The sequence below is a fragment of the Geodermatophilus sp. FMUSA9-8 genome, from assembly GCF_037034165.1.
In the GTDB taxonomy this organism is placed as follows: Bacteria; Actinomycetota; Actinomycetes; order Mycobacteriales; family Geodermatophilaceae; genus Geodermatophilus; species Geodermatophilus nigrescens.
Map to the genome: position 1 here is coordinate 202184 of NZ_JBAGKE010000004.1, position 18487 is coordinate 220670.

Consider the following 18487-nt stretch of genomic DNA (forward strand, 5'->3'; position numbering starts at 1 on the left):
TCCGGCTCGACGGGATCGGTAACCCCGCGCGGTGACCGATGCTTCCCGCCCCCTCGCCGCCCGGGAGCGCGCCGGGCTCGCCGACCTCCTCGACGAGCTCGGGCCCGACGCCCCGACCTGCTGCTCGGGCTGGACGACGGCCCACCTGGCCGCCCACCTGGTGACCCGCGACCGGCGGCCCGACGCGCTGCCGGGCTACGCGCTGGAGCGCACCCCGGTGGGCGACCGGCTGCACGCGCACGCCACCCGGCTGGAGGAGCGGCTGCGGGCGACGACGCCCTACCCGGAGCTGGTGTCCCGCGTGCGGGCGGGCGCGCCGGTGTGGATGCCGGGCTCCTGGGCGACGGCGTCGCTGGTGGACGGGCCGGAGTTCGCCATCCACCACGAGGACGTGCGCCGGGCGCAGCCGGACTGGGAGCCGCGGGCGCTGCCGCTGCGCGACGCCGACCGGCTGTGGGGCGCGGCGCAGCTGTTCGCCCGCTCGATGGCGCCGCGGTACCCCGGCGGGCTGGTGCTGCAGCGCAGCGACGTCCCCGGTCCCGGCAAGCGGATCCGCGCGGGCTCCGACGTCACGACCGTCGAGGGCGAGCCGCTCGAGGTCCTGCTGTGGGCGACCGGCCGGCGCGAGGTCGCCCGGGTCGCGGTCCGCGGGGGCGCCCCCGCGGAGTGAGTCCCGTGCAGGTCCGCGGGGGTGCAGGGGACGCCGTCAGGTGAGCGGGGTGTCCCTCTCGTGCCGGACGGGGACGCCGGCGCCGGCCAGGGCGGCCTTCACGTCGCCGATCCGGAGCGTGCCGAAGTGGAAGACGCTGGCCGCGAGCACCGCGTCCGCGCCGGCCTCCACCGCGGGCGGGAAGTGCTCGACCGCGCCCGCGCCGCCGCTGGCGATCACCGGCACGCTCACCTCGCGGCGGACCGCGCGGATCAGCTCGGTGTCGAACCCGGCGCGGGTACCGTCGGCGTCCATCGAGTTGAGCAGCACCTCGCCCACGCCGAGCTCCGCGGCCTGCACGACCCACTCGACGGCGTCGCGGCCGGTGCCGCGGCGCCCGCCGTGCGTGGTGATCTCGAAGCCGGAGTCGGTGACCGCGCCGTCGCGCGCCCGGCGGGCGTCGAGGGAGAGCACCAGCACCTGGTTGCCGAAGCGGTCGGCGATCTCGCTGATCAGCTCGGGCCGGGCCACGGCGGCGGTGTTGACCGCGACCTTGTCCGCACCCGCCCGCAGCAGCCGGTCGACGTCGTCGGGGCTGCGCACGCCGCCGCCGACGGTGAGCGGGATGAAGACGCTCTCGGCGGTGCGCCGGACGACGTCGTAGGTGGTCTCGCGGTCGCCGGAGCTGGCGGTGATGTCGAGGAAGGTCAGCTCGTCGGCGCCCTCGGCGTCGTAGACGCGCGCCATCTCCACCGGGTCGCCGGCGTCGCGCAGGTCGACGAAGTTGACGCCCTTCACCACCCGGCCGGCGTCGACGTCGAGGCACGGGATCACGCGGACGGCGAGGCTCACGACCCGGCCCCCCGGACCGCGTCGGCCTCGACCTCGACGAGCATGTCGGGGTGCAGGAGGGAGGCGACGCCGATCATCGCGGTGGCCGGCCGGACCGCGCCGAACACCTCGCCGTGCACGCGCCCGACCTCCTCCCAGCGGCCGGTGTCGGTGACGTACATGCGGGTGCGGACGACGTCGGCGGCGGACAGGCCCGCCGACTCCAGCGCGTCGACCAGCACGCCGAACGCGACCCGGGCCTGCGCGGCCATGTCGCCGGGGTGCACGACCTCGCCGTCGACGGTGGCGGTGCAGCCGCTCACCCAGGCGGAGTCCCCGGCGACGACGACGCGGCTGTAGCCGACGACGTCCTCCCACGGCCCGCCGGAGCCGATCCGCCGCACGGTCACGACGACGCCTCGCGGGTGACGGCGAGGGCCTCGGGCAGCGTGAAGGCGCCGGCGTAGAGCGCCTTGCCGACGATCGCGCCCTCGACGCCGACGGCGGTCAGGCCCGCCAGCGCCCGGATGTCGTCGAGCGAGCTGACGCCGCCGGAGGCGACCACCGGCTTCGGGGTGGCGGCGCAGACCTCGCGCAGCAGCTCGAGGTTCGGGCCGCGCAGCGTGCCGTCCTTGGTGATGTCGGTGACCACGTAGCGGGCGCAGCCCTCGGCGTCGAGGCGGGCGAGGGTCTCGTAGAGCTCGCCGCCCTCGCGGGTCCAGCCGCGGGCGGCCAGCCGGGTGCCGCGCACGTCGAGGCCGACGGCGATCCGGTCGCCGTGCTCGGCGATGGCGCGGGCGCACCACTCGGGCGACTCCAGCGCCGCGGTGCCGAGGTTCACCCGGCGGCAGCCGGTGGCCAGGGCCGCGGCCAGCGACTCGTCGTCGCGGATGCCGCCGGAGAGCTCCACGTCGACGTCGAGCTCGCCGACGACGCGGGCCAGCAGCTCGCGGTTGGTGCCGCGGCCGAAGGCGGCGTCGAGGTCGACCAGGTGCACCCACTCGGCGCCGTCGCGCTGCCACTGCAGGGCGGCGTCGAGGGGGTCGCCGTAGGAGGTCTCGCTGCCGGCCTCCCCCTGCACGAGACGGACGGCCTGGCCGTCGGCGACGTCGACGGCGGGGAGCAGCTGCAGGGTCGGCACGGCGACCAGCGTAGGGACCGGGCGAGGGTGACCTGCCTCGCCTCCGGCAGGCTGCGGCGGTGGAGTTCGCCGACGTCGTCCGCAGGCGCCGCATGGTGCGCGACTACGACCCCGACCGGCCGGTGCCCCCGGAGGTCCGCGAGCGGCTGCTCGCGCACGCCATCCGGGCGCCGTCGGCCGGGTTCACCCAGGGCTGGGCGTTCCTGGTGCTCGAGTCGCCCGAGGAGCGGGACCTGTTCTGGTCGGTGACCGCCTCCGACGGCGCCCCCGACGCGTGGCTCACCCGGATGCGCCGCGCGCCGCTGCTGGTGGTGCCGCTGTCGTCGAAGGACGCCTACCTCGACCGCTACGCCGAGCCGGACAAGGGCTGGACCGACCGCGACGAGGCGCGCTGGCCGGTGCCCTACTGGGACGTCGACGCCGGGATGGCCGCGCTGATGGTGCTGCTGACCGCCGTCGACGAGGGGCTCGGCGCCTGCCTGTTCGGGATCCCCGCCGAGCGGGTGGACCCCTTCCGCGACGCCTTCGGCGTCCCCGCCACCCACCGCCCGGTGGGCGTCGTCTCGGTCGGCTACCCCGGCGACGGCGACCGGCGCTCGCCGTCGCTCAAGCGCGGCCGGCGGGGCGTCGAGGAGGTCGTGCACCGGGGCCGCTGGGGCGCGGCTGGTTGACTCCCCCGCCGTGACCTCCTCGCGCGCCGTCCTCGTCACCGGTGGCTCCCGCGGCATCGGCCGGTCGATCGCCCGGGCCTTCGCCGGGCGGGGGGACCGGGTCGCCGTCCACTTCGGCAGCTCCCGCGAGCGCGCCGAGGCGGTGCTCGCGGAGCTGCCCGGGGACGGCCACGTCCTGGTGCAGGCCGACATGGCCGACGCCGCCGCGGTGGGCGCCATGGTCGACGAGGCCGCCGGGGCGCTCGGCGGCCTCGACGTGCTGGTCAACAACGCCGGCGTCTTCGTGGCCTCCCCGCCGCTGGAGTCCTCGTTCGAGCACTGGCGGCAGGTGTGGGAGCGGACGCTCGCGGTCAACCTGCTCGGCGCCGCGCACGCCACCTTCCGCGCCGTGCCGCACCTGCGGGCCGCCGGCGGGGGCGCCGTGGTGAACGTGTCCAGCCGCGGCGCCTTCCGCGGCGAGCCGCAGAACCCCGCCTACGGGGCGTCGAAGGCCGGGATGAACGCCTTCGCGCAGTCGATGGCGCTGGCACTGGCGCCGCTGGGCATCTCGGTCACCGCCGTGGCGCCGGGCTTCGTGCAGACCGAGATGGCCCGCGAGGTGCTCGACGGCCCCGGCGGCGACGCCGTGCGGGCGCAGTCGCCGTTCGGCCGGGTGGCCCGCCCCGAGGAGGTGGCCGCGGCGGTGCTGTGGCTCGCCTCGCCGGAGGCCCGCTTCAGCACCGGCACGATCGTCGACGTCAACGGCGCCTCCTACCTGCGCAGCTGAGCCTCACCCGGCGTGCGCCCCGGCCCAGTGCGGGCTGGTGATCAGGCCGAGCAGGTTGCCGAACGGGTCGGCGACGACGGCGGTCGCCCACCCCTCGCCGCGCACGGTGGGCGGCTGCACCACGGTGCCGCCGTGCGCCTCGAACCGGTCGACGGCGGCGGGCAGGTCGTCGACGTGCCAGTGGACGACGACGCCGGCGGGCCGGCCGACCGGCCAGGCGGCGTAGCGGGCGTCCATGACGCCGAGCTCGTCCTCGTCGTCGCCGAGGCGGAACTCGACGTAGGCCGGCGGCCCCTCCACCGGCCGCGCGAAGTAGGGCTGCACGCCGAGCAGGTCGGCGTACCACCGCACGGCGGCGGGCACGTCGTCGGCGGTCAGGGTCACGGTGGCCAGGCCTCGGAGCACGGGAGGGTCCCTCCGTCCGGCGGGCCGCCCGGTGCGTCCCGCTCGCCGACCACACTGCCGCGCAACGTGCTCACCTCCTGAGCACTTTCCACGGCATCCTCACCACCATGCGAGCCGACCGCCTCGTCGCCGCCCTGCTGGTGCTGCAGGCCCGCGGCCGGGTGACCGCCGCGTCGCTGGCCGCGGAGCTCGAGGTGTCGGTGGCCACCGCGCGCCGCGACCTCGAGGCGCTGTCGGCGGCGGGCCTCCCCGTCTACCCGCAGGCCGGCCGCGGCGGCGGGTGGCAGCTGCTCGGCGGCGCCCGCACCGACCTCACCGGGCTCACCGCGCCGGAGGCCCGCGCGCTGTTCCTGCTGCTCGGCCCGGCGTCCGGGTCCGCCCCGGCGGCGCCGGACTCCCGGGCGGCACTGCGCAAGCTGCTGCGGGCGCTGCCCGGCACCTTCCGCGCCGAGGCCGCGGCCGCCGCGGAGGCGGTCGTCGTCGACCCGGCCGGGTGGGGCGAGCGCGCCCGCGACCGGCCGGAGCTCGCGCCGCTGCTCGACGCGGTCGTCGGGCGGCGGGAGGTGGCGTTCGACTACGCCGGCCGCGGCGGTCCCCCGGCCCGGCGGCGCGCGCAGCCGTGGGGCCTCGTGGACAAGGACGGCACCTGGTACCTCGTCGCCGGCACGGCCCGGGGCCGGCGCACCTTCCGCGTCGACCGGATGGGCGCGGTAGCGCCCACCGGCGAGGTCTTCGAGCGACCGGACGGCCTCGACCTGCCGGGGGTGTGGGAGGAGGTGGTCGGCGAGCTGGAGCGCCGCCGCTCGCTCGTGGGCGCCCGCGTGCGCGTGCCCGCCCGGCTCGCGCCCGTGCTGCGGGACCGCTTCGGCCGGCACTGCGAGGCGGCGGGCCCGGACGACGACCTGGACGGCGACGGCCGGGCGGTGCTGCGGGTGGCCGCGCACACCGCCCGGTCGGTCGCGGAGCAGCTGGCCGGGTTCGGCGGCGCGGTCGAGGTGTCGGAGCCGGCCGCGGTGCGCGCGGAGCTGGCCGCGATCGGGGCGGAGCTGGTCGAGCGCAACCGCGGGTGAGAGCGGCCTCATCGCCGTCTCACCCCGCCGTCACCGCGGCCCCGGAGCGTGGCGGCGTGGACTCCGCCGTGCTCGCCCCCGCCCCCGTGCCGCCGTCGTGGCCGCCGTCGCTGCAGGTCCTGCTCGGTGAGGAGGCGCCGGAGCTGTGGTCCGCCGTCCTCGGCCCGCTCGGCGGGCGGCTGCGCACCCTCGCGCCGGTCACGGTCACGCTGCGGCCCGACGCCGCGGCCACGGTGCGCTGGAGCGCCGTCGTCGACTGGGCCGACGGGCGCGCGACGCGGGAGTCCCTCGCCGCGACCACCGGCGCGGAGGTCCCCGCGGGGGCGGCCGTGCTGGCCGGCGACGTCGGCGGGGAGACGGTGACCGTGGGCCTGTGGCGCTGGCCGCTGGACCCGGCGCTGCCCGGGCTGGCCTGGGCGGCCTCGGCGGCCGGGGTGGCGCGGCGGCTGGCGGAGCTGGGCGTCGACGCCGGGGCGCCGCGGCTGCGGCTGCGCGCCTACCGGCCGGTCCGGCGGGCCGTGGTGGAGGTGACCTCGCCGGCCGGGCGCTGGTTCCTCAAGGTGGTCCGCCCGTCCGCGGCCGCCGGCCTCGCCGCCCGGCACGCCGCGCTCGTCCCGGCGGTGCCGGTGCCCCCGGTGCTCGCCGCCACCGACGACGGCGTGCTCGTGCTGCCCGCGCTGGCCGGGACGCCGATGCGCGAGGCGCTCGGCGGCGACCCCGCCGTCCTGCCGCCCCCGGCCGCGCTGGAGGAGCTGCTCGACGCTCTGCCCCCGCTCGGCCTGCCGGCGCTCGCCCCGCCCGGGCGCCGCGACCCCACCGACCCGCTGCCCCGGCTGCGCGGGCACGCTGCGGTGCTCGGGATGGTGTGCCCGGGGCTGGCGCCCCGGCTGGAGCGGCTGACCGCCGTGGTGGCGGCCGCCGTGGAGCGCCGGCCGGTGGTGCCGGTGCACGGCGACTTCTACGAGGCCCAGCTGCTGGTCGACGGCGGCGCGGTCGTGGGGCTGCTCGACGTCGACACCGCCGGGCCGGGCGCGCGGGCCGACGACCGGGCCACGCTGCTCGGCCACCTGCTGCTGCTCGAGCGGCTGGCCGCCGACCCGGCGCCGGTCGCGGCCTACCGGGCGCGGGTGGAGGCGGTGGCCGGCGGCGGGGCGGACCTGGCCGCGCGGGTGGCCGGCGTGCTGGTGGGCCTGGCCACCGGCCCGTTCCGGGTGCAGCAGGCGGGGTGGGCGGAGGCGACCGAGGCCCGGGTGGCGCTGGCCGAGGAGGTCATGAGGACGTCCTCATCCCGATGAGCGGGCGCTCACCGCGGTCTCCCGGGGGCCTCACCGGCGGCGGACACCGTGGGAGGTGTCAGCAGTTCGACCCCTGAGGAGGACCCCGTGACCACTCGCCCCGCCACCTGGAAGGTCGTCACCTTCGGCACCGCGCTCGCCGGCCTCGGCATCGCCGGCGCCGGCGCCGCCGCGGCCGACGACGACCGGCCCGCCCCGCAGCCGGCCGCCGTGTCGGTCGCCGCGCACGACGGCGCCGACGACACCCCCGACGCCGCGGCCGCTCCCGCCCCGGCCGCCGACGCCTCGCCCGAGACCGCCGACTCCCCCGCCGAGAGCGCCGTCGACAGCCCCGACGCCGCCCCGGTCGCCCCGGCCGCCGACGCCTCACCCGAGACCGCCGACTCCCCCGCCGAGAGCGCCGTGGACAGCCCGGACGTCGTCCCCGCCCCGCCGGTCGCCGACGTCGACAGCCCGGACGTGCAGACGCCCGACGTCCACACGCCGGACGTCCACACCCCCGACACCGACACCCCCGACACCGACGACTGACCGGAGGGCCGCGCCGGCCCCCGCCGGCGCGGCCCGCGGATGAGGAACCGCTCATCCGCCTCTCCCGGTCCCCTCACCCCGGGTGGGGACCGTGGACCCCGACAGCGAGACGAGACCCTGGAGGACCCCGTGACCCGCCGCCCCGCCACCTGGAAGGTCGTCACCCTCGGCACCGCGCTCACCGGCCTCGGCCTGGCCGGGATCGGTGTCGCCGCCGCCGCGGACGACGGCTCCGCGCAGCCGACCGCGGCCGTCGCCGCCGCCGTCGACACGGCCGACGACACCCCCGACGCCGCTCCCGACGCCGTGCCCGCCGCCCCCGCGGCAGACGCCTCGCCCGAGACCGCCGACTCCCCCGCGGAGAGCGCCGTCGACACCCCGGACACCACCCCCGACGACGCGACCCCCGACGACGTCACCCCCGACGCGGACGACACCCCGCTCGACTGACCCCCGGCACCCCGCGGCCCCGGTCCCCTCGCGGGGGCCGGGGCCGCGGCGCGTCTCAGGCCGCGAGGCGGTAGCCCATCCCGCGCACCGTCTCGATGCGGTCGGCGCCGAGCTTGCGGCGCAGGTACCGCACGTACACGTCGACGACGTTGGAGCCCGGGTCGAAGTCGTAGCCCCAGACGTGGCTGAGCAGCTGCTCCCGGGCGAGGACCTGCCCCGGGTGGCGCAGGAAGGTCTCCGCGAGGGCGAACTCGCGCGCCGAGAGGTCGACGGTGCGGTCGCCCACGCTGGCCCGGCGGGTGCGCAGGTCCAGCGACAGGTCGCCGGCGGTGAGCACCCTGACCTCGCCCTGCCGCGCGCCGGCCAGCCGCAGCCGCACCCGCGCCAGCAGCTCCTCGAACCGGAACGGCTTGGCCATGTAGTCGTCGGCGCCGCCCTCGAGCCCGGCGACGGTGTCCTGCACGCTGTCGCGGGCGGTCAGCACGACCACCGGGACCGCGTTGCGCTCGGCCCGCAGCGCGCGCAGCACCGCGAACCCGTCGAGGACGGGCAGGCCGATGTCGAGCACGACGAGGTCGAACTCCCCGCCGCGGGCGTGGTCGAGCGCGGACAGTCCGTCGCCGACCACCGTGGTGGCGAACCCGTTGGCCCGCAGGCCCTTCTCGACGAACGCGGCGATCCGCGGCTCGTCCTCGGCGATCAGCACCCGGCTCACCGGGGACCTCCCTCGGTCGGTACGGGGTCGGGCACCCGGTCGGACAGCGCCGGGGTCGCCAGGTCGTCGTCCACGGTGTCCAGCGGGTCGTCACCCTGGTCGTCCGGCTCGGGCGGGGCGACGCGCGCGGGGAGCACCAGCGTGAAGGTGGCGCCCTCCCCCGGGCGGCTGTGCAGCTCGACGCGGCCGCCGTGCGCGGCGGCGATCGCCCGCACGATCGACAGGCCGAGCCCCGCGCCGTCGCTGCGGCGGGCACCGGCGCTGCCACGGGCGAACCGCTCGAAGACCCGCTCCTGGTCGGCGGCGGCGATGCCGGGGCCCGCGTCGTCCACCCACACCAACAGGTCGGCGCCGCTGAGCCGGCTGCCGAGCACCACCCGGTCGCCGGGCCCGGTGTAGCGGACGGCGTTGTCCGCGAGCGCCACCACGGCCTGGGTGAGCCGCTGCGGGTCGAGCAGCAGGTCGGCGCGCGCGACGGCGCCGAGCCGCCAGTCGCGGTCCCCGAGCCGGCGCACCTTGCCGAACACCTCGGCGGTCAGCTCGGCGACGTCGACCGGCTGCGGGCGGACGAACTCCGGCTGCTCGGCGCGGGCGAGCAGCAGCAGCTCGGAGACCATGCGGTTCATCCGCTCGAGCTCGTCGTCGACGAGGGCGACGGTGGCCCGGACGTCGTCGGGGTCGGCGGGGTCGAGGACGTCGAGGTGGCCGCGGACGATGGTGATCGGCGTGCGCAGCTCGTGTCCGGCGTCGTCGAGGAACCGGCGCTGCGCGGCGACCCCGCCCTCGACCCGGTCGAGCATCGCGTTCACGGCGCGGGCGAGGCCGGTGAGCTCGTCGTCGGGGCGGCCCTCGACGGGGATCCGGCCGGACAGGTCGGTCTCGGTGATGCCCTGGGCGGTGGCCGCGACCTCCCGCACCGGGGCGAGCACGCGCCCGGCCACCACCCAGGCGCCGGCGGCGGCGAGCAGCACGGTGACCGCGCCGACGGCGAGCATCAGCTGCGCGGTGTCGTCGGCGGCCTGCCGCTCCTGGTCGGCGAAGTAGGCGACGACGGCGACCCCGCGCGCCGGGTCGCCCTCCAGCGTCACCGGCACGGCGAGGTAGCGGACCTCGCCGGCGCCGCTGGCGTACCGGCCGGACGTGGGCTCGCGGACGTCACCGGCGAGGCGGGCGAACGCGGCGTCCTCGCTCAGCAGCACCGGCGCCTCGATGCGGCTCTGGAAGCGGTAGGCGCCGTCGACGTAGCCGAGGAACTTCTCGTTCGGCCGGGCGAGGTTGTAGGTGATGACCGTCTGGAGCACGTCGGCGACCGAGGCGAAGGGCTCCCCGGTGTCGGGGTCGATGCCCGAGGCGGTGATCCGGTCGAACTCCTCGACCTCCGCGGCGAGCGCCACGTCCATCCGCTCGTCGGTGGCGCGCACCAGCAGCCGCCAGGTCACCAGCGTCACCAGGGCCAGCGCCAGCAGGACCAGCAGCAGCGCCCAGCCGATGATGCGCACGCGGGCGGCGCGGGGCGTCAGCCGACGCCGGGCGGCCGCGCGCCACCCGGCCGCCGGGGCCGGCTCCTCGCTCATCGGTCAGTCGTTCCCGTCGTCGTCACCGTCGTCGTCAACGTCGTCGCCGCCGTCGTCGTCCCCGCCGTCGTCGTCACCGTCGTCCCCCGGGCCGTCGTCGGGCAGCGGCGGCGGCGGGACGACGTCAGTGGCCGGCGGCGCGGGCTGCGGGGCGGGGGCGGGCTGCGGTGCGGGCGTCGGCGCGGACGTCGGCACGGGCTCCTGCGCCGGTTCCGCCGAGGGGCCGGGGTCCGGGAACGGCGACGGGCCGGACGGCTCGCGGGCCGGCACGTCGATGCGGGCGGGCACCGCCGGCGGGCCCCCGCCGGCCGGGCCGAGCAGCGCCCACGCGGTGCCGCCGGCCAGCAGGACGACGGCGAGGCCGGCCAGGACGGCGAGCAGGAGGCGGGAGCGCACGGCGCCGAGCCTCGCCCGCCGCGGTGGCCGGCCGGTGAGACGGCGGTGAGAGCACTCTCATCCACCGGGGCCGCCGCCATCTCCTGCTCAGCCGAGGTCGGTGGTGGCCCCCACGACGACGAGGTCGGCGGTGTGCGACCCGGCCGTGTCCACCGTGGGCGGGCGCGGCTCGAAGCCGGGCAGCCCGTCGAGCCCGGTGCTGCCGTCGACGACCCGCAGCCGCAGCGGCCCGCCGCCCGCCACGGTCACCGTCGCCTCGAGGCCCTGCTCCGGCGGGGCGTGGAAGGTCAGCCACAGCCGGTCCTCCCCCACCGCCCCGGCCGGCACGTCGCGGGCCTCCGCGCGCGCCGCCACGACCCGGCCGCCGCCGGTGTCCAGGTCGAGCACGACGAAGCCGACCGCCCGCTGCGGCGTCACCCGCACGGTCACCGTCCGCTCGTCGCCGGTCCTCCGGTCCTCGAGCACCTCGACCGTCGACGGGGTCAGCCCGGCGTCCTCGGCGGGTCCCGCCGCGACCGGGACGCCGCGCACGTACGGGTAGTCGTGCGGCAGCGTGCGCGGGGTGCCGACGTAGCGCGCCGCCTCCTCGCCCGGCCGCGCCTCGGTGCTGAACCACCACGCCTCGCCGGTGTCGGCCTCCAGCGCGTACGCCAGCCGGCTCGGCACCGGGTGCTGCTGGTCGAAGCGGTCCACCGCGAGCCCCGCCGCCGTCAGCAGCAGCGCCAGGCCGGCGGCGGCCGCGGGCACGGCCAGGGTCCGCCACGGCGCCGGGCCGGCGGGGAACAGGCCCTCCAGCACCGGCAGCAGGGCGAGCAGCAGCAGGGCCACGACCGCCGCGGGCGCGGCCGCGCCGGCCAGCCCGAGGGCCGGGAAGAACAGCGCGACGGTGGGAGCGAGCACGACGACGGCGACCGCGCCGGCGACCGCGCCGCCGAGGAGGGCCACCCGCGCCGGCAGCAGCCCCGCGAGCACCCCGGCCAGCACCGGGAGCGCGGCCAGGTAGGACCCGCCCGGCGCCAGCCCGGCGAGGACGGCCGCGAGGACGGCGAGCACCGCGAGCGCCCCGGTGCGCAGCGCCGCCTCGCCGAGCCGGCGGCGCAGGAGCGCGTACCAGGCCAGCACGACGACGGCGACCAGGGCGACCGCCGCCAGCCGGAACCAGCCGGGCCGCCAGGGGTCGGTCATCCCCGCGTAGCCGGGCCGCACCAGCGCCAGCAGCCGCCACAGCCCGCCGACCGCCAACGGCGCCAGGACGAGCGGCACCAGCGCGGCGGCCGTGCCGAGCAGCGTCCGGGGCAGCGACGACCCGCGCCGCCGGTCGACGGCCGCCAGCAGCACGACGCCGAGCACCGCCGCGGCGGCCAGCGGCCAGATCAGCGACCCGGGGTAGCGCGCCAGCCCCGTCGGCAGCGGGAAGTAGGTGGCGTCGTCGGGGGCCGGGCGGGCCAGGGCGGCGAGGTCGGCGCCGCCCAGTTCCCGGGTCAGGGCCAGGGTGTTGTCGCCGAGCGCCTGCAGCGTCCGGCGGTCCAGCCGCGACGGCGTGTCCTGCGGGGTGTGGTACGCCGCGCTGCCGTCGATGAAGGCCGTGTTGACGCCGGTGAAGCCGCCGTCGGCGAGCAGCACGCTGAGGTCGGTGTCGTTGGGCAGCGTCCGGTAGACCTCGACGGCGAAGCTGCTGGCCACCGGGTGCGGCACGGCGGCGGCGTAGCGCTCGGCCAGCGCGGCGTTGCCGCGCGAGGTCTCGAACGCGATCGGCGGGCCCGACGTGCCGCGCGCCTCGAGGTTGAGCACCACCCCGCCCTGCGCGGCCAGCGGGTGGCTCGCGGCGAACGCCTCGGCGCCGCACAGGCAGGCCTCCTCGGCGTCGGTGAGGACCACCACGACGTCGTTGCGCAGCGGCTCGCCCGCCGTCAGCGCCCGCACCGTCTCCAGCAGCGCGGCCACGCCCGCGGCGTCGTCGGCGGCCCCGGGGCCGGTCTCCACCGAGTCGGTGTGCGCCACGAGGAACAGCCGGCCGGTGCTCGCCGTGCCCGGCAGGACCGCGACGACGTTGCGCAGCCGGGCCATCTCGGTCTCCCCCGGCCCGGCCTGCCCGGTGCCGACGGCGTTCTGCACCCGGGTGTCGAGCCCGAGCGCGGTCAGCTGCGCCACCAGCCCGTCGACGACGCGGGCGTGCGCGTCGCTGCCGGTCAGGTGCACCTCGCCGGCGATCTCCTCGACGGTGACGCCGGCGCGGGCGGCGCTGAAGGCGGTCGCGGGGGCGTCGGCCGGCGCGGGGGCCGGCGGCTGCAGCGCGAGCACGCTCCACGCCGCGAGGCCCGCCAGCAGCAGGAGGACGGCGAGCGACCCGAGCAGCCGGCCGCGGCGCTCCGGGACCGGGGCGGACGGGCGCGACGCGGGCAACGGGCCTCCTGTGCCGGGTGCGGGACCGGGCAACCCTAGGGGCGGCGGGGGGAGACTCCGGGGATGCCGGCCGCAGCGTGGACCCGCCGAGCCGGGCGCCGCACCAACCTGGGCCTGCTGGTCCTGCTCGCGCTCGCCGGCGTCACCGGGGTGCTCGCCTTCGGCGTGGGCACGCCGCTGCCCTCCCGCGTGGTCGCCGTCGCGCACGGCGCCGCGGGCCTGGGCCTGCTGCTGCTCGTGCCGTGGAAGGCCGTCGTCGTGCGCCGGTCCCGGGCCCGCACCCGCGGGCGGCGCGACCCGGCGGTCGCCTGGGCGCTGGCCGGGCTCACCGGGCTCACCGTCGCCACCGGGGTGCTGCACGGCGTCGCCGGCACCACCGTCGGCGGCGTCGGGGTGCTGCAGGTGCACGTCGCCGCCGGCGTGGCCACCGGGTTGCTCGTGGTGCTGCACGCCGTGGGCAGCCGGCAGCGGCCGCGGCGCACCGACGCGTCCCGGCGGGCGCTGCTGCGGACCGGCGGCCTCGCGGCCGGGTCGCTCGCGCTGTGGGCGGGGCTGGAGGGCGTCCTGCGGCTGACCGGCGCGCCGGGCGCCCGGCGGCGGGCCACGGGCTCGCACGAGCGCGGCAGCGGCGACCCGGCGGCCATGCCGGTGACCCAGTGGTTCACCGACGTCGTGCCCGACGAGCCCGGGCGCACGCTCGACCTGGTCGCCGGCGGGCGCACCAGCGCGCTGCGGGTCGCCGCCCTCGACCGCGGCGACACGGTCACCGCCGTCCTCGACTGCACCGGCGGCTGGTACGCCGACCAGGAGTGGCGCGGCGTGCGGCTGGACCGGCTCCTGGCCGGCACCGGCCTGCCCGCCGGCGGCAGCGTCGACGTCGTCAGCGTCACCGGGTACCGCCGGCGGCTGCCGCTGGCCGACGCCGGGTCGCTGCTGCTGGCCACGCACTGCGCCGGGGAGCGGCTGTCGGCGGGCCACGGCGCGCCGGTGCGGCTGGTGGCGCCGGGCCGGCGCGGCTACTGGTGGGTCAAGTGGGTGGCGCGGGTGGAGGTGGTCGACGCGCCGTGGTGGCTGCAGCCGCCCGTGCCGCTCCAGTAGCTAGAGAGTCGCCAGCCAGTTCGTCAGCAGCTGGGCGCCGGCGTCGCCGCTCTTCTCCGGGTGGAACTGGGTGGCCGACAGCGCGCCGTTCTCCACCCCGGCGACGAACCGGTCGCCGTGCTCGGCCCACGTGACCTTCGGCGGCGCGAGCGGGCCGGGGCGGCCGTCCTGGCCGAGGGGGAACTCCCGCACGCCGTAGGAGTGCACGAAGTAGAAGCGCTCGTCGGCGATCCCGTCGAACAGCACGGTGTCCTCGGGTGCGGAGACGGTGTTCCAGCCCATGTGCGGCAGCACCGGCGCCTGCAGCGCCTCCACCGTGCCGGGCCACTCGCCGCAGCCCTCGGCGTCGCGCCCGTGCTCGACGCCGTGCTCGAAGAGCACCTGCATGCCCACGCAGATGCCGAGCACCGGGCGCCCGCCGGCCAGCCGACGGCCGATGGTGCGCGGTCCGTCGACGGCGCGCAGCTCCTGCATGCAGTGCGCGAACGCCCCGACGCCGGGCACGACGAGGCCGTCGGCGTCCAGCGCGGCCTGCCGGTCGGCGGTGACGGTGACGTCGGCGCCGACGCGGGTCAGCGCCCGCTCCGCGGACCGCAGGTTGCCCGAGCCGTAGTCGAGGACGACCACCTTCTTCACGTCAGCCACGGTACGTGGAAGGTGCCGGGCGCCCGCCGGGATTCCCGGGCGCCCAGGGCAGCACGGTGAGCTCCGGCCACACCGACCGCCAGCGGGCGGCCTTGGCCTCGTAGACCGCCCGCGGCGCGGGGCTGGCCGGGTTGGGGCGGACGACGAGGCCGAGCAGGTCGCCGAGGCCGAACGGCGCGTACAGCCGCGGCCGGCCGTCCTCGACCGTCACGGCGACCGCGCAGCACGGCGCGGCGAACACGTCGACGGCGTCGGTGCACGAGCGGAACGGCGCCGGCGGCGCGGTGCCGAAGCGGCCGGCGTACCAGAGGTGCACCCGCGCCTGGTTGCGGATCTCGACCGGCACGGCCAGGTCGGCGAACAGCTCCGCGCCGCGCCGGATGACCGCGTCCTCGGCGTCCCAGGACGGGTCGTCGTCCCAGTAGGAGAGGTCGGCGTCGCGGATGCCGGTGCCCGGCGGGCGGCCGGTGAGCCCGTTCCACGCCGTCTGGAACAGCAGCCCGGCGGTCAGCCACCACTCCCCCGCGCCGAGCGCGGGCGCCCGCTCGAGCACCGCGGCGACCGTCGGGTCGCCGAGCACCAGGCCGAGGAACCGGTCGGCGTCGCTCAGACGAGCCTCAGGATCCCCGAGGCGGTGGCCAGCAGCGCGGCCACCAGCAGGACGAGGGCGAAGAACACCTGCGGGCCGGTGCGGCCCCGGGTGTCGTGGTCGGCCCGCCAGATGCTCCACGCCCCGCCGAGCAGGAACCCGCCGAGGACGACGAGGACGACGCCGAAGTTCACCTAGAGCGCGCCCTTGGTGGAGGGCACGCCGGTGATGCGGGGGTCGAGCGCGACGGCGGTGCGCAGCGCCCGGGCCAGGGCCTTGAACTGGCCCTCGACGATGTGGTGGGCGTCGCGGCCGGCGTAGAGCACGCGCACGTGCAGGGTGATCCGCGCGTTGAACGCGAAGGACTCCAGCACGTGCTTGGTGAGCGACGTCGGGTAGTCCGGGCCGATCATCGGCGTCATGGTCTCGGGCTCGGCGTGCACGAAGTACGGCCGGCCGGAGAGGTCGACGGCGGCCTGCACGAGCACCTCGTCCATCGGGATCGTGGCGTCGCCGTAGCGGGTGATGCCCCTCTTGTCGCCCAGCGCCTCGGCGAACGCCTGTCCCAGGGCGATGGCGACGTCCTCCACCGTGTGGTGGGCGTCGATGTGCAGGTCGCCGTCGGCCCGCACGGTGAGGTCGATGCCGCTGTGCTTGGACAGCGCCGTCAGCATGTGGTCGTAGAAGCCGACCCCGGTGCTGACCGAGCTCTTCCCGGTGCCGTCGAGGTCCAGCTCCACGACGAGCTTGGTCTCGCTGGTGGCGCGCTCCACGCGGGCGGTACGGCTCATGGCGCTCAGTCTCCCAGGCGGTGCTCGGGGGCCACCTCACCCAGGGCGGTGAGGAAGGCGTCGGTCTCGGCGGGCGTGCCGGCGGTGACCCGCAGCCAGCCGGGGATGCCGACGTCGCGGACGAGGACGTCGTGCGCCAGCAACGCCTTCCAGGCGGCGGACGCGTCGGCGAACCGGCCGAAGAGGACGAAGTTGGCGTCGCTCGGCACGCTGGTCAGGCCGAGGGAGGGCAGCGCGGCGAGGATCCGGTCTCGCTGCTCCTTGACCGCGGCGACGGTGGCCAGCAGCGCGTCGGTGTGCGCCAGCGCGGCGCGCGCGGCGGCCTGGGTGAGCGAGGACAGGTGGTAGGGCAGCCGGACCAGCTGCACCGCGTCGACGACGGCGGGGTCGGCGGCGAGGTAGCCCAGCCGCAGGCCGGCCATCCCGAACGCCTTGCTCATGGTGCGGCTGACCACCAGCCGCGGGCGGCCGGGCAGGAGGGCCAGGGCCGACGGCGTGCCGGTGCGGGCGAACTCCGCGTAGGCCTCGTCGACGACGACCACGCCCTCGGTGGCGTCGTACAGCCGCTCGATCGTCTGCAGCGCGACCGCCGTGCCCGTGGGGTTGTTCGGGCTGGTCACGAAGACGACGTCGGGGCGCACCTCGCGCACCTGCGCGACCGCGGCCTCGGCGTCGATGGTGAAGTCCGCGCGGCGGTGCCCGTCGATCCACCCCGTGCCGGTGCCGGCGGAGATGATCGGGTGCATCGAGTACGACGGCGTGAAGCCCAGCGCGGTGCGCCCGGCGCCACCGAAGGCCTGCAGCAGCTGCTGCAGCACCTCGTTGGAGCCGTTGGCCGCCCACACCTGCGCCGGCTCGACGCGCTCCCCGCCGCGGGACAGGTAGGCGGCGAGGTCGGTGCGCAGCGCGACGGCGTCGCGGTCGGGATAGCGGTTGAGCTCCAGCGCGGCGTGCCCGAGCGCCTCGCCGAGGCTCGCGAGCAGCTCCGCGGGCAGCGGGTGCGGGTTCTCGTTGGTGTTGAGCCGGTGGGTGACCTGCAGTTGCGGGGCGCCGTAGGGCGTCCGGCCGCGCAGCTCCGGCCGCAGCGGGAGCTCGTCGAGGGACGTCACCGCTCCTGCCGCACCCGGACGGCGGCCGCGTGCGCGGGCAGGTCCTCGGCGTGGGCGAGCGCGTCGACGTGGCCGGCCACCTCGGCGAGGGCCTGCTCGTCGTACTCGACGACGTGGATGCCGCGCAGGAACGACTGCACCGACAGGCCGCTGGAGTGCCGGGCGCAGCCGCCGGTGGGCAGCACGTGGTTGGAGCCGGCGATGTAGTCGCCGAGTGACACCGGGGACCAGGCGCCGACGAAGACCGCGCCGGCGTTGCGCACCCGCAGCGCCACCTCGCGGGCGTCCCGGGTCTGGATCTCCAGGTGCTCGGCGGCGTAGGCGTCGACCACCGCGAGGCCGGCGTCGACGTCGTCGACCAGCACGATCCCCGACTGGCTGCCGTCGAGCGCGGTGAGGATGCGCTCGGAGTGCTTGGTGGCCGCCACCTGGGCGGGCACGAGGTCGAGGACGGCGTCGGCCAGCTCCTCGCTGGGAGTGACCAGGACCGCGCCGGCCAGCGGGTCGTGCTCGGCCTGGCTGATCAGGTCGGCGGCGACGTGCACCGGGTCGGCGGTGTCGTCGGCGAGGATCGCGACCTCGGTGGGGCCGGCCTCGGAGTCGATGCCGATGAGGCCGCGCAGCAGCCGCTTGGCGGCGGTGACGTAGACGTTGCCGGGGCCGGTGACCATGTCGACCGGCTCGCAGGAGCCCGCGCCGTAGCCGAAGACGGCGATGGCCTGGGCGCCGCCGACGGCGTGCACCTCGGTGACGCCGAGCAGGGCGCACGCGGCGAGCACGCCGGGGTCGGGCAGCCCGCCGTGGTCGCGCTGCGGCGGGCTGGCGACGGCGATCGACTCGACGCCGGCGATCTGCGCCGGGACGACGTTCATGACCACGCTGGACAGCAGCGGGGCGAGCCCGCCGGGCACGTAGAGGCCGACGCGGCGCACCGGCACCCAGCGCTCGGTGACCGTGCCGCCGCGCACGACCTGGGTGGTCACGTCCGTGCGGGCCTGGTCGGCGTGCACCTTCCGCACCCGGGCGATCGACTCCTCCAGCGCGGCGCGGACCTCGGGGGCCAGGCCGTCGAGCGCCGCCTGGATCGCCGCCGGCGGGACGGTGAAGTCCTCGGCGTCGACGCCGTCGAGGCGGGCGGTGATCTCGCGGACCGCCCGGGCGCCGCGGAGGCGCACGTCCTCGCACAGCGGCCGGACGGTGGCCAGGACCGAGTCGATGTCGGTGGCCGCGCGCGGCAGCAGGCCGGCCAGGTCGCGGACCCCCGGCAGCGCGGATCCGCGCAGGTCGATGCGGGCGAGCACGGGCGGGCCTCCGGGAGGGCGGGACGGGGAGGGGACGACCTCCCAGGGTAGTCGGGG

22 protein-coding genes are annotated in these 18487 nt (G+C 77.8%); 8 read left to right on the forward strand and 14 right to left on the reverse strand.

What is annotated here, in order from left to right:
- Nucleotides 1-31: 31 nt before the first annotated feature.
- A complete protein-coding gene (locus tag WA616_RS10745; protein ID WP_336029633.1) occupies nt 32-670 on the forward strand; it encodes a TIGR03085 family metal-binding protein in 639 nt (212 codons plus the stop codon).
- 36 nt (nt 671-706) lie between these two features.
- Here the strand turns inward: WA616_RS10745 and hisF are convergent, their stop codons facing one another.
- From hisF to priA, 3 genes are read right to left on the reverse strand one after another with little or no spacing between them, the layout of a single operon-like run.
- The gene (hisF, locus tag WA616_RS10750; RefSeq protein WP_073422450.1) at nt 707-1501 is read right to left on the reverse strand and encodes an imidazole glycerol phosphate synthase subunit HisF; all 795 of its coding nucleotides are present in this window, start codon (nt 1499-1501) and stop codon (nt 707-709) included.
- Nucleotides 1498-1890 carry a RidA family protein gene (locus tag WA616_RS10755; protein WP_336029636.1) on the reverse strand — a complete coding sequence of 131 codons (393 nt, stop codon included), beginning with the start codon at nt 1888-1890 and terminating at the stop codon, nt 1498-1500. Before WA616_RS10755 ends, hisF begins: the two co-directional genes overlap by 4 nt.
- A complete protein-coding gene (priA, locus tag WA616_RS10760) occupies nt 1887-2621 on the reverse strand; it encodes a bifunctional 1-(5-phosphoribosyl)-5-((5-phosphoribosylamino)methylideneamino)imidazole-4-carboxamide isomerase/phosphoribosylanthranilate isomerase PriA (RefSeq protein WP_336029638.1) in 735 nt (244 codons plus the stop codon). Before priA ends, WA616_RS10755 begins: the two co-directional genes overlap by 4 nt.
- Before the next feature lie 59 nt (nt 2622-2680).
- Between priA and WA616_RS10765 the strand changes: the two genes are divergently transcribed.
- Both WA616_RS10765 and WA616_RS10770 read left to right on the forward strand, forming a co-directional pair.
- Complete coding sequence (locus tag WA616_RS10765) at nt 2681-3292, forward strand: nitroreductase family protein (protein ID WP_336029639.1); 612 nt, start codon at nt 2681-2683, stop codon at nt 3290-3292.
- A gap of 10 nt (nt 3293-3302) precedes the next feature.
- A complete protein-coding gene (locus WA616_RS10770; RefSeq protein ID WP_073422446.1) occupies nt 3303-4058 on the forward strand; it encodes an SDR family NAD(P)-dependent oxidoreductase in 756 nt (251 codons plus the stop codon).
- Nucleotides 4059-4061: 3 nt separating this feature from the next.
- Here the strand turns inward: WA616_RS10770 and WA616_RS10775 are convergent, their stop codons facing one another.
- Complete coding sequence (locus WA616_RS10775) at nt 4062-4463, reverse strand: VOC family protein (protein ID WP_073422445.1); 402 nt, start codon at nt 4461-4463, stop codon at nt 4062-4064.
- Nucleotides 4464-4570: 107 nt separating this feature from the next.
- On the opposite strand from WA616_RS10775, the gene WA616_RS10780 reads away from it, so the two are divergent.
- From WA616_RS10780 to WA616_RS10795, 4 genes are all read left to right on the forward strand, one after another.
- Nucleotides 4571-5533, forward strand: a complete 963-nt coding sequence (locus WA616_RS10780) for a helix-turn-helix transcriptional regulator (protein ID WP_336029641.1) — start codon at nt 4571-4573, stop codon at nt 5531-5533.
- Between the two features lie 56 nt (nt 5534-5589).
- Nucleotides 5590-6828, forward strand: a complete 1239-nt coding sequence (locus WA616_RS10785; RefSeq protein WP_336029642.1) for a hypothetical protein — start codon at nt 5590-5592, stop codon at nt 6826-6828.
- Nucleotides 6829-6915: 87 nt separating this feature from the next.
- On the forward strand, nt 6916-7359 hold the full coding sequence (locus tag WA616_RS10790; protein WP_336029644.1) for a hypothetical protein: 444 nt from the start codon (nt 6916-6918) through the stop codon (nt 7357-7359).
- Between the two features lie 129 nt (nt 7360-7488).
- Nucleotides 7489-7809 (forward strand): hypothetical protein, encoded by a 321-nt coding sequence (locus tag WA616_RS10795; RefSeq protein ID WP_336029646.1) that lies wholly within the window; start codon nt 7489-7491, stop codon nt 7807-7809.
- Between the two features lie 55 nt (nt 7810-7864).
- On the opposite strand, the gene WA616_RS10800 is transcribed toward WA616_RS10795, so the two are convergent.
- The 4 genes from WA616_RS10800 to WA616_RS10815 form a co-directional block, all read right to left on the reverse strand.
- Nucleotides 7865-8524 (reverse strand): response regulator transcription factor, encoded by a 660-nt coding sequence (locus WA616_RS10800; RefSeq protein WP_336029648.1) that lies wholly within the window; start codon nt 8522-8524, stop codon nt 7865-7867.
- Complete coding sequence (locus WA616_RS10805) at nt 8521-10098, reverse strand: sensor histidine kinase (protein WP_336029649.1); 1578 nt, start codon at nt 10096-10098, stop codon at nt 8521-8523. The genes WA616_RS10800 and WA616_RS10805 overlap by 4 nt, the downstream gene beginning before the upstream one ends.
- A gap of 3 nt (nt 10099-10101) precedes the next feature.
- Nucleotides 10102-10494, reverse strand: coding sequence for a hypothetical protein (locus WA616_RS10810; protein ID WP_336029650.1), 393 nt, complete (start codon nt 10492-10494; stop codon nt 10102-10104).
- Nucleotides 10495-10581: 87 nt separating this feature from the next.
- Nucleotides 10582-12897 (reverse strand): M20/M25/M40 family metallo-hydrolase, encoded by a 2316-nt coding sequence (locus tag WA616_RS10815; RefSeq protein WP_336029652.1) that lies wholly within the window; start codon nt 12895-12897, stop codon nt 10582-10584.
- Nucleotides 12898-12960: 63 nt separating this feature from the next.
- On the opposite strand from WA616_RS10815, the gene WA616_RS10820 reads away from it, so the two are divergent.
- Entirely contained in the window at nt 12961-13995 is a 1035-nt protein-coding gene (locus tag WA616_RS10820; RefSeq protein WP_336029654.1) for a molybdopterin-dependent oxidoreductase, read from the forward strand.
- Here the strand turns inward: WA616_RS10820 and hisH are convergent, their stop codons facing one another.
- Genes hisH through hisD form a run of 6 tightly spaced genes read right to left on the reverse strand, consistent with a single transcriptional unit; the run spans nt 13996 to nt 18430 of the window.
- Nucleotides 13996-14631, reverse strand: coding sequence for an imidazole glycerol phosphate synthase subunit HisH (gene hisH / locus WA616_RS10825; protein ID WP_336029656.1), 636 nt, complete (start codon nt 14629-14631; stop codon nt 13996-13998).
- A 1-nt stretch (nt 14632) separates the two neighbouring features.
- Nucleotides 14633-15220 carry a nucleotidyltransferase family protein gene (locus WA616_RS10830; RefSeq protein WP_336029658.1) on the reverse strand — a complete coding sequence of 196 codons (588 nt, stop codon included), beginning with the start codon at nt 15218-15220 and terminating at the stop codon, nt 14633-14635.
- A 26-nt stretch (nt 15221-15246) separates the two neighbouring features.
- The gene (locus WA616_RS10835; protein WP_175562954.1) at nt 15247-15423 is read right to left on the reverse strand and encodes a hypothetical protein; all 177 of its coding nucleotides are present in this window, start codon (nt 15421-15423) and stop codon (nt 15247-15249) included.
- Entirely contained in the window at nt 15424-16020 is a 597-nt protein-coding gene (gene hisB, locus WA616_RS10840; protein ID WP_336029660.1) for an imidazoleglycerol-phosphate dehydratase HisB, read from the reverse strand. It abuts the gene before it with no gap.
- A 5-nt stretch (nt 16021-16025) separates the two neighbouring features.
- On the reverse strand, nt 16026-17129 hold the full coding sequence (locus tag WA616_RS10845) for a histidinol-phosphate transaminase (protein ID WP_336029661.1): 1104 nt from the start codon (nt 17127-17129) through the stop codon (nt 16026-16028).
- On the reverse strand, nt 17126-18430 hold the full coding sequence (hisD, locus tag WA616_RS10850) for a histidinol dehydrogenase (RefSeq protein ID WP_336029663.1): 1305 nt from the start codon (nt 18428-18430) through the stop codon (nt 17126-17128). The genes WA616_RS10845 and hisD overlap by 4 nt, the downstream gene beginning before the upstream one ends.
- Between the last annotated feature and the right edge of the window lie 57 nt (nt 18431-18487).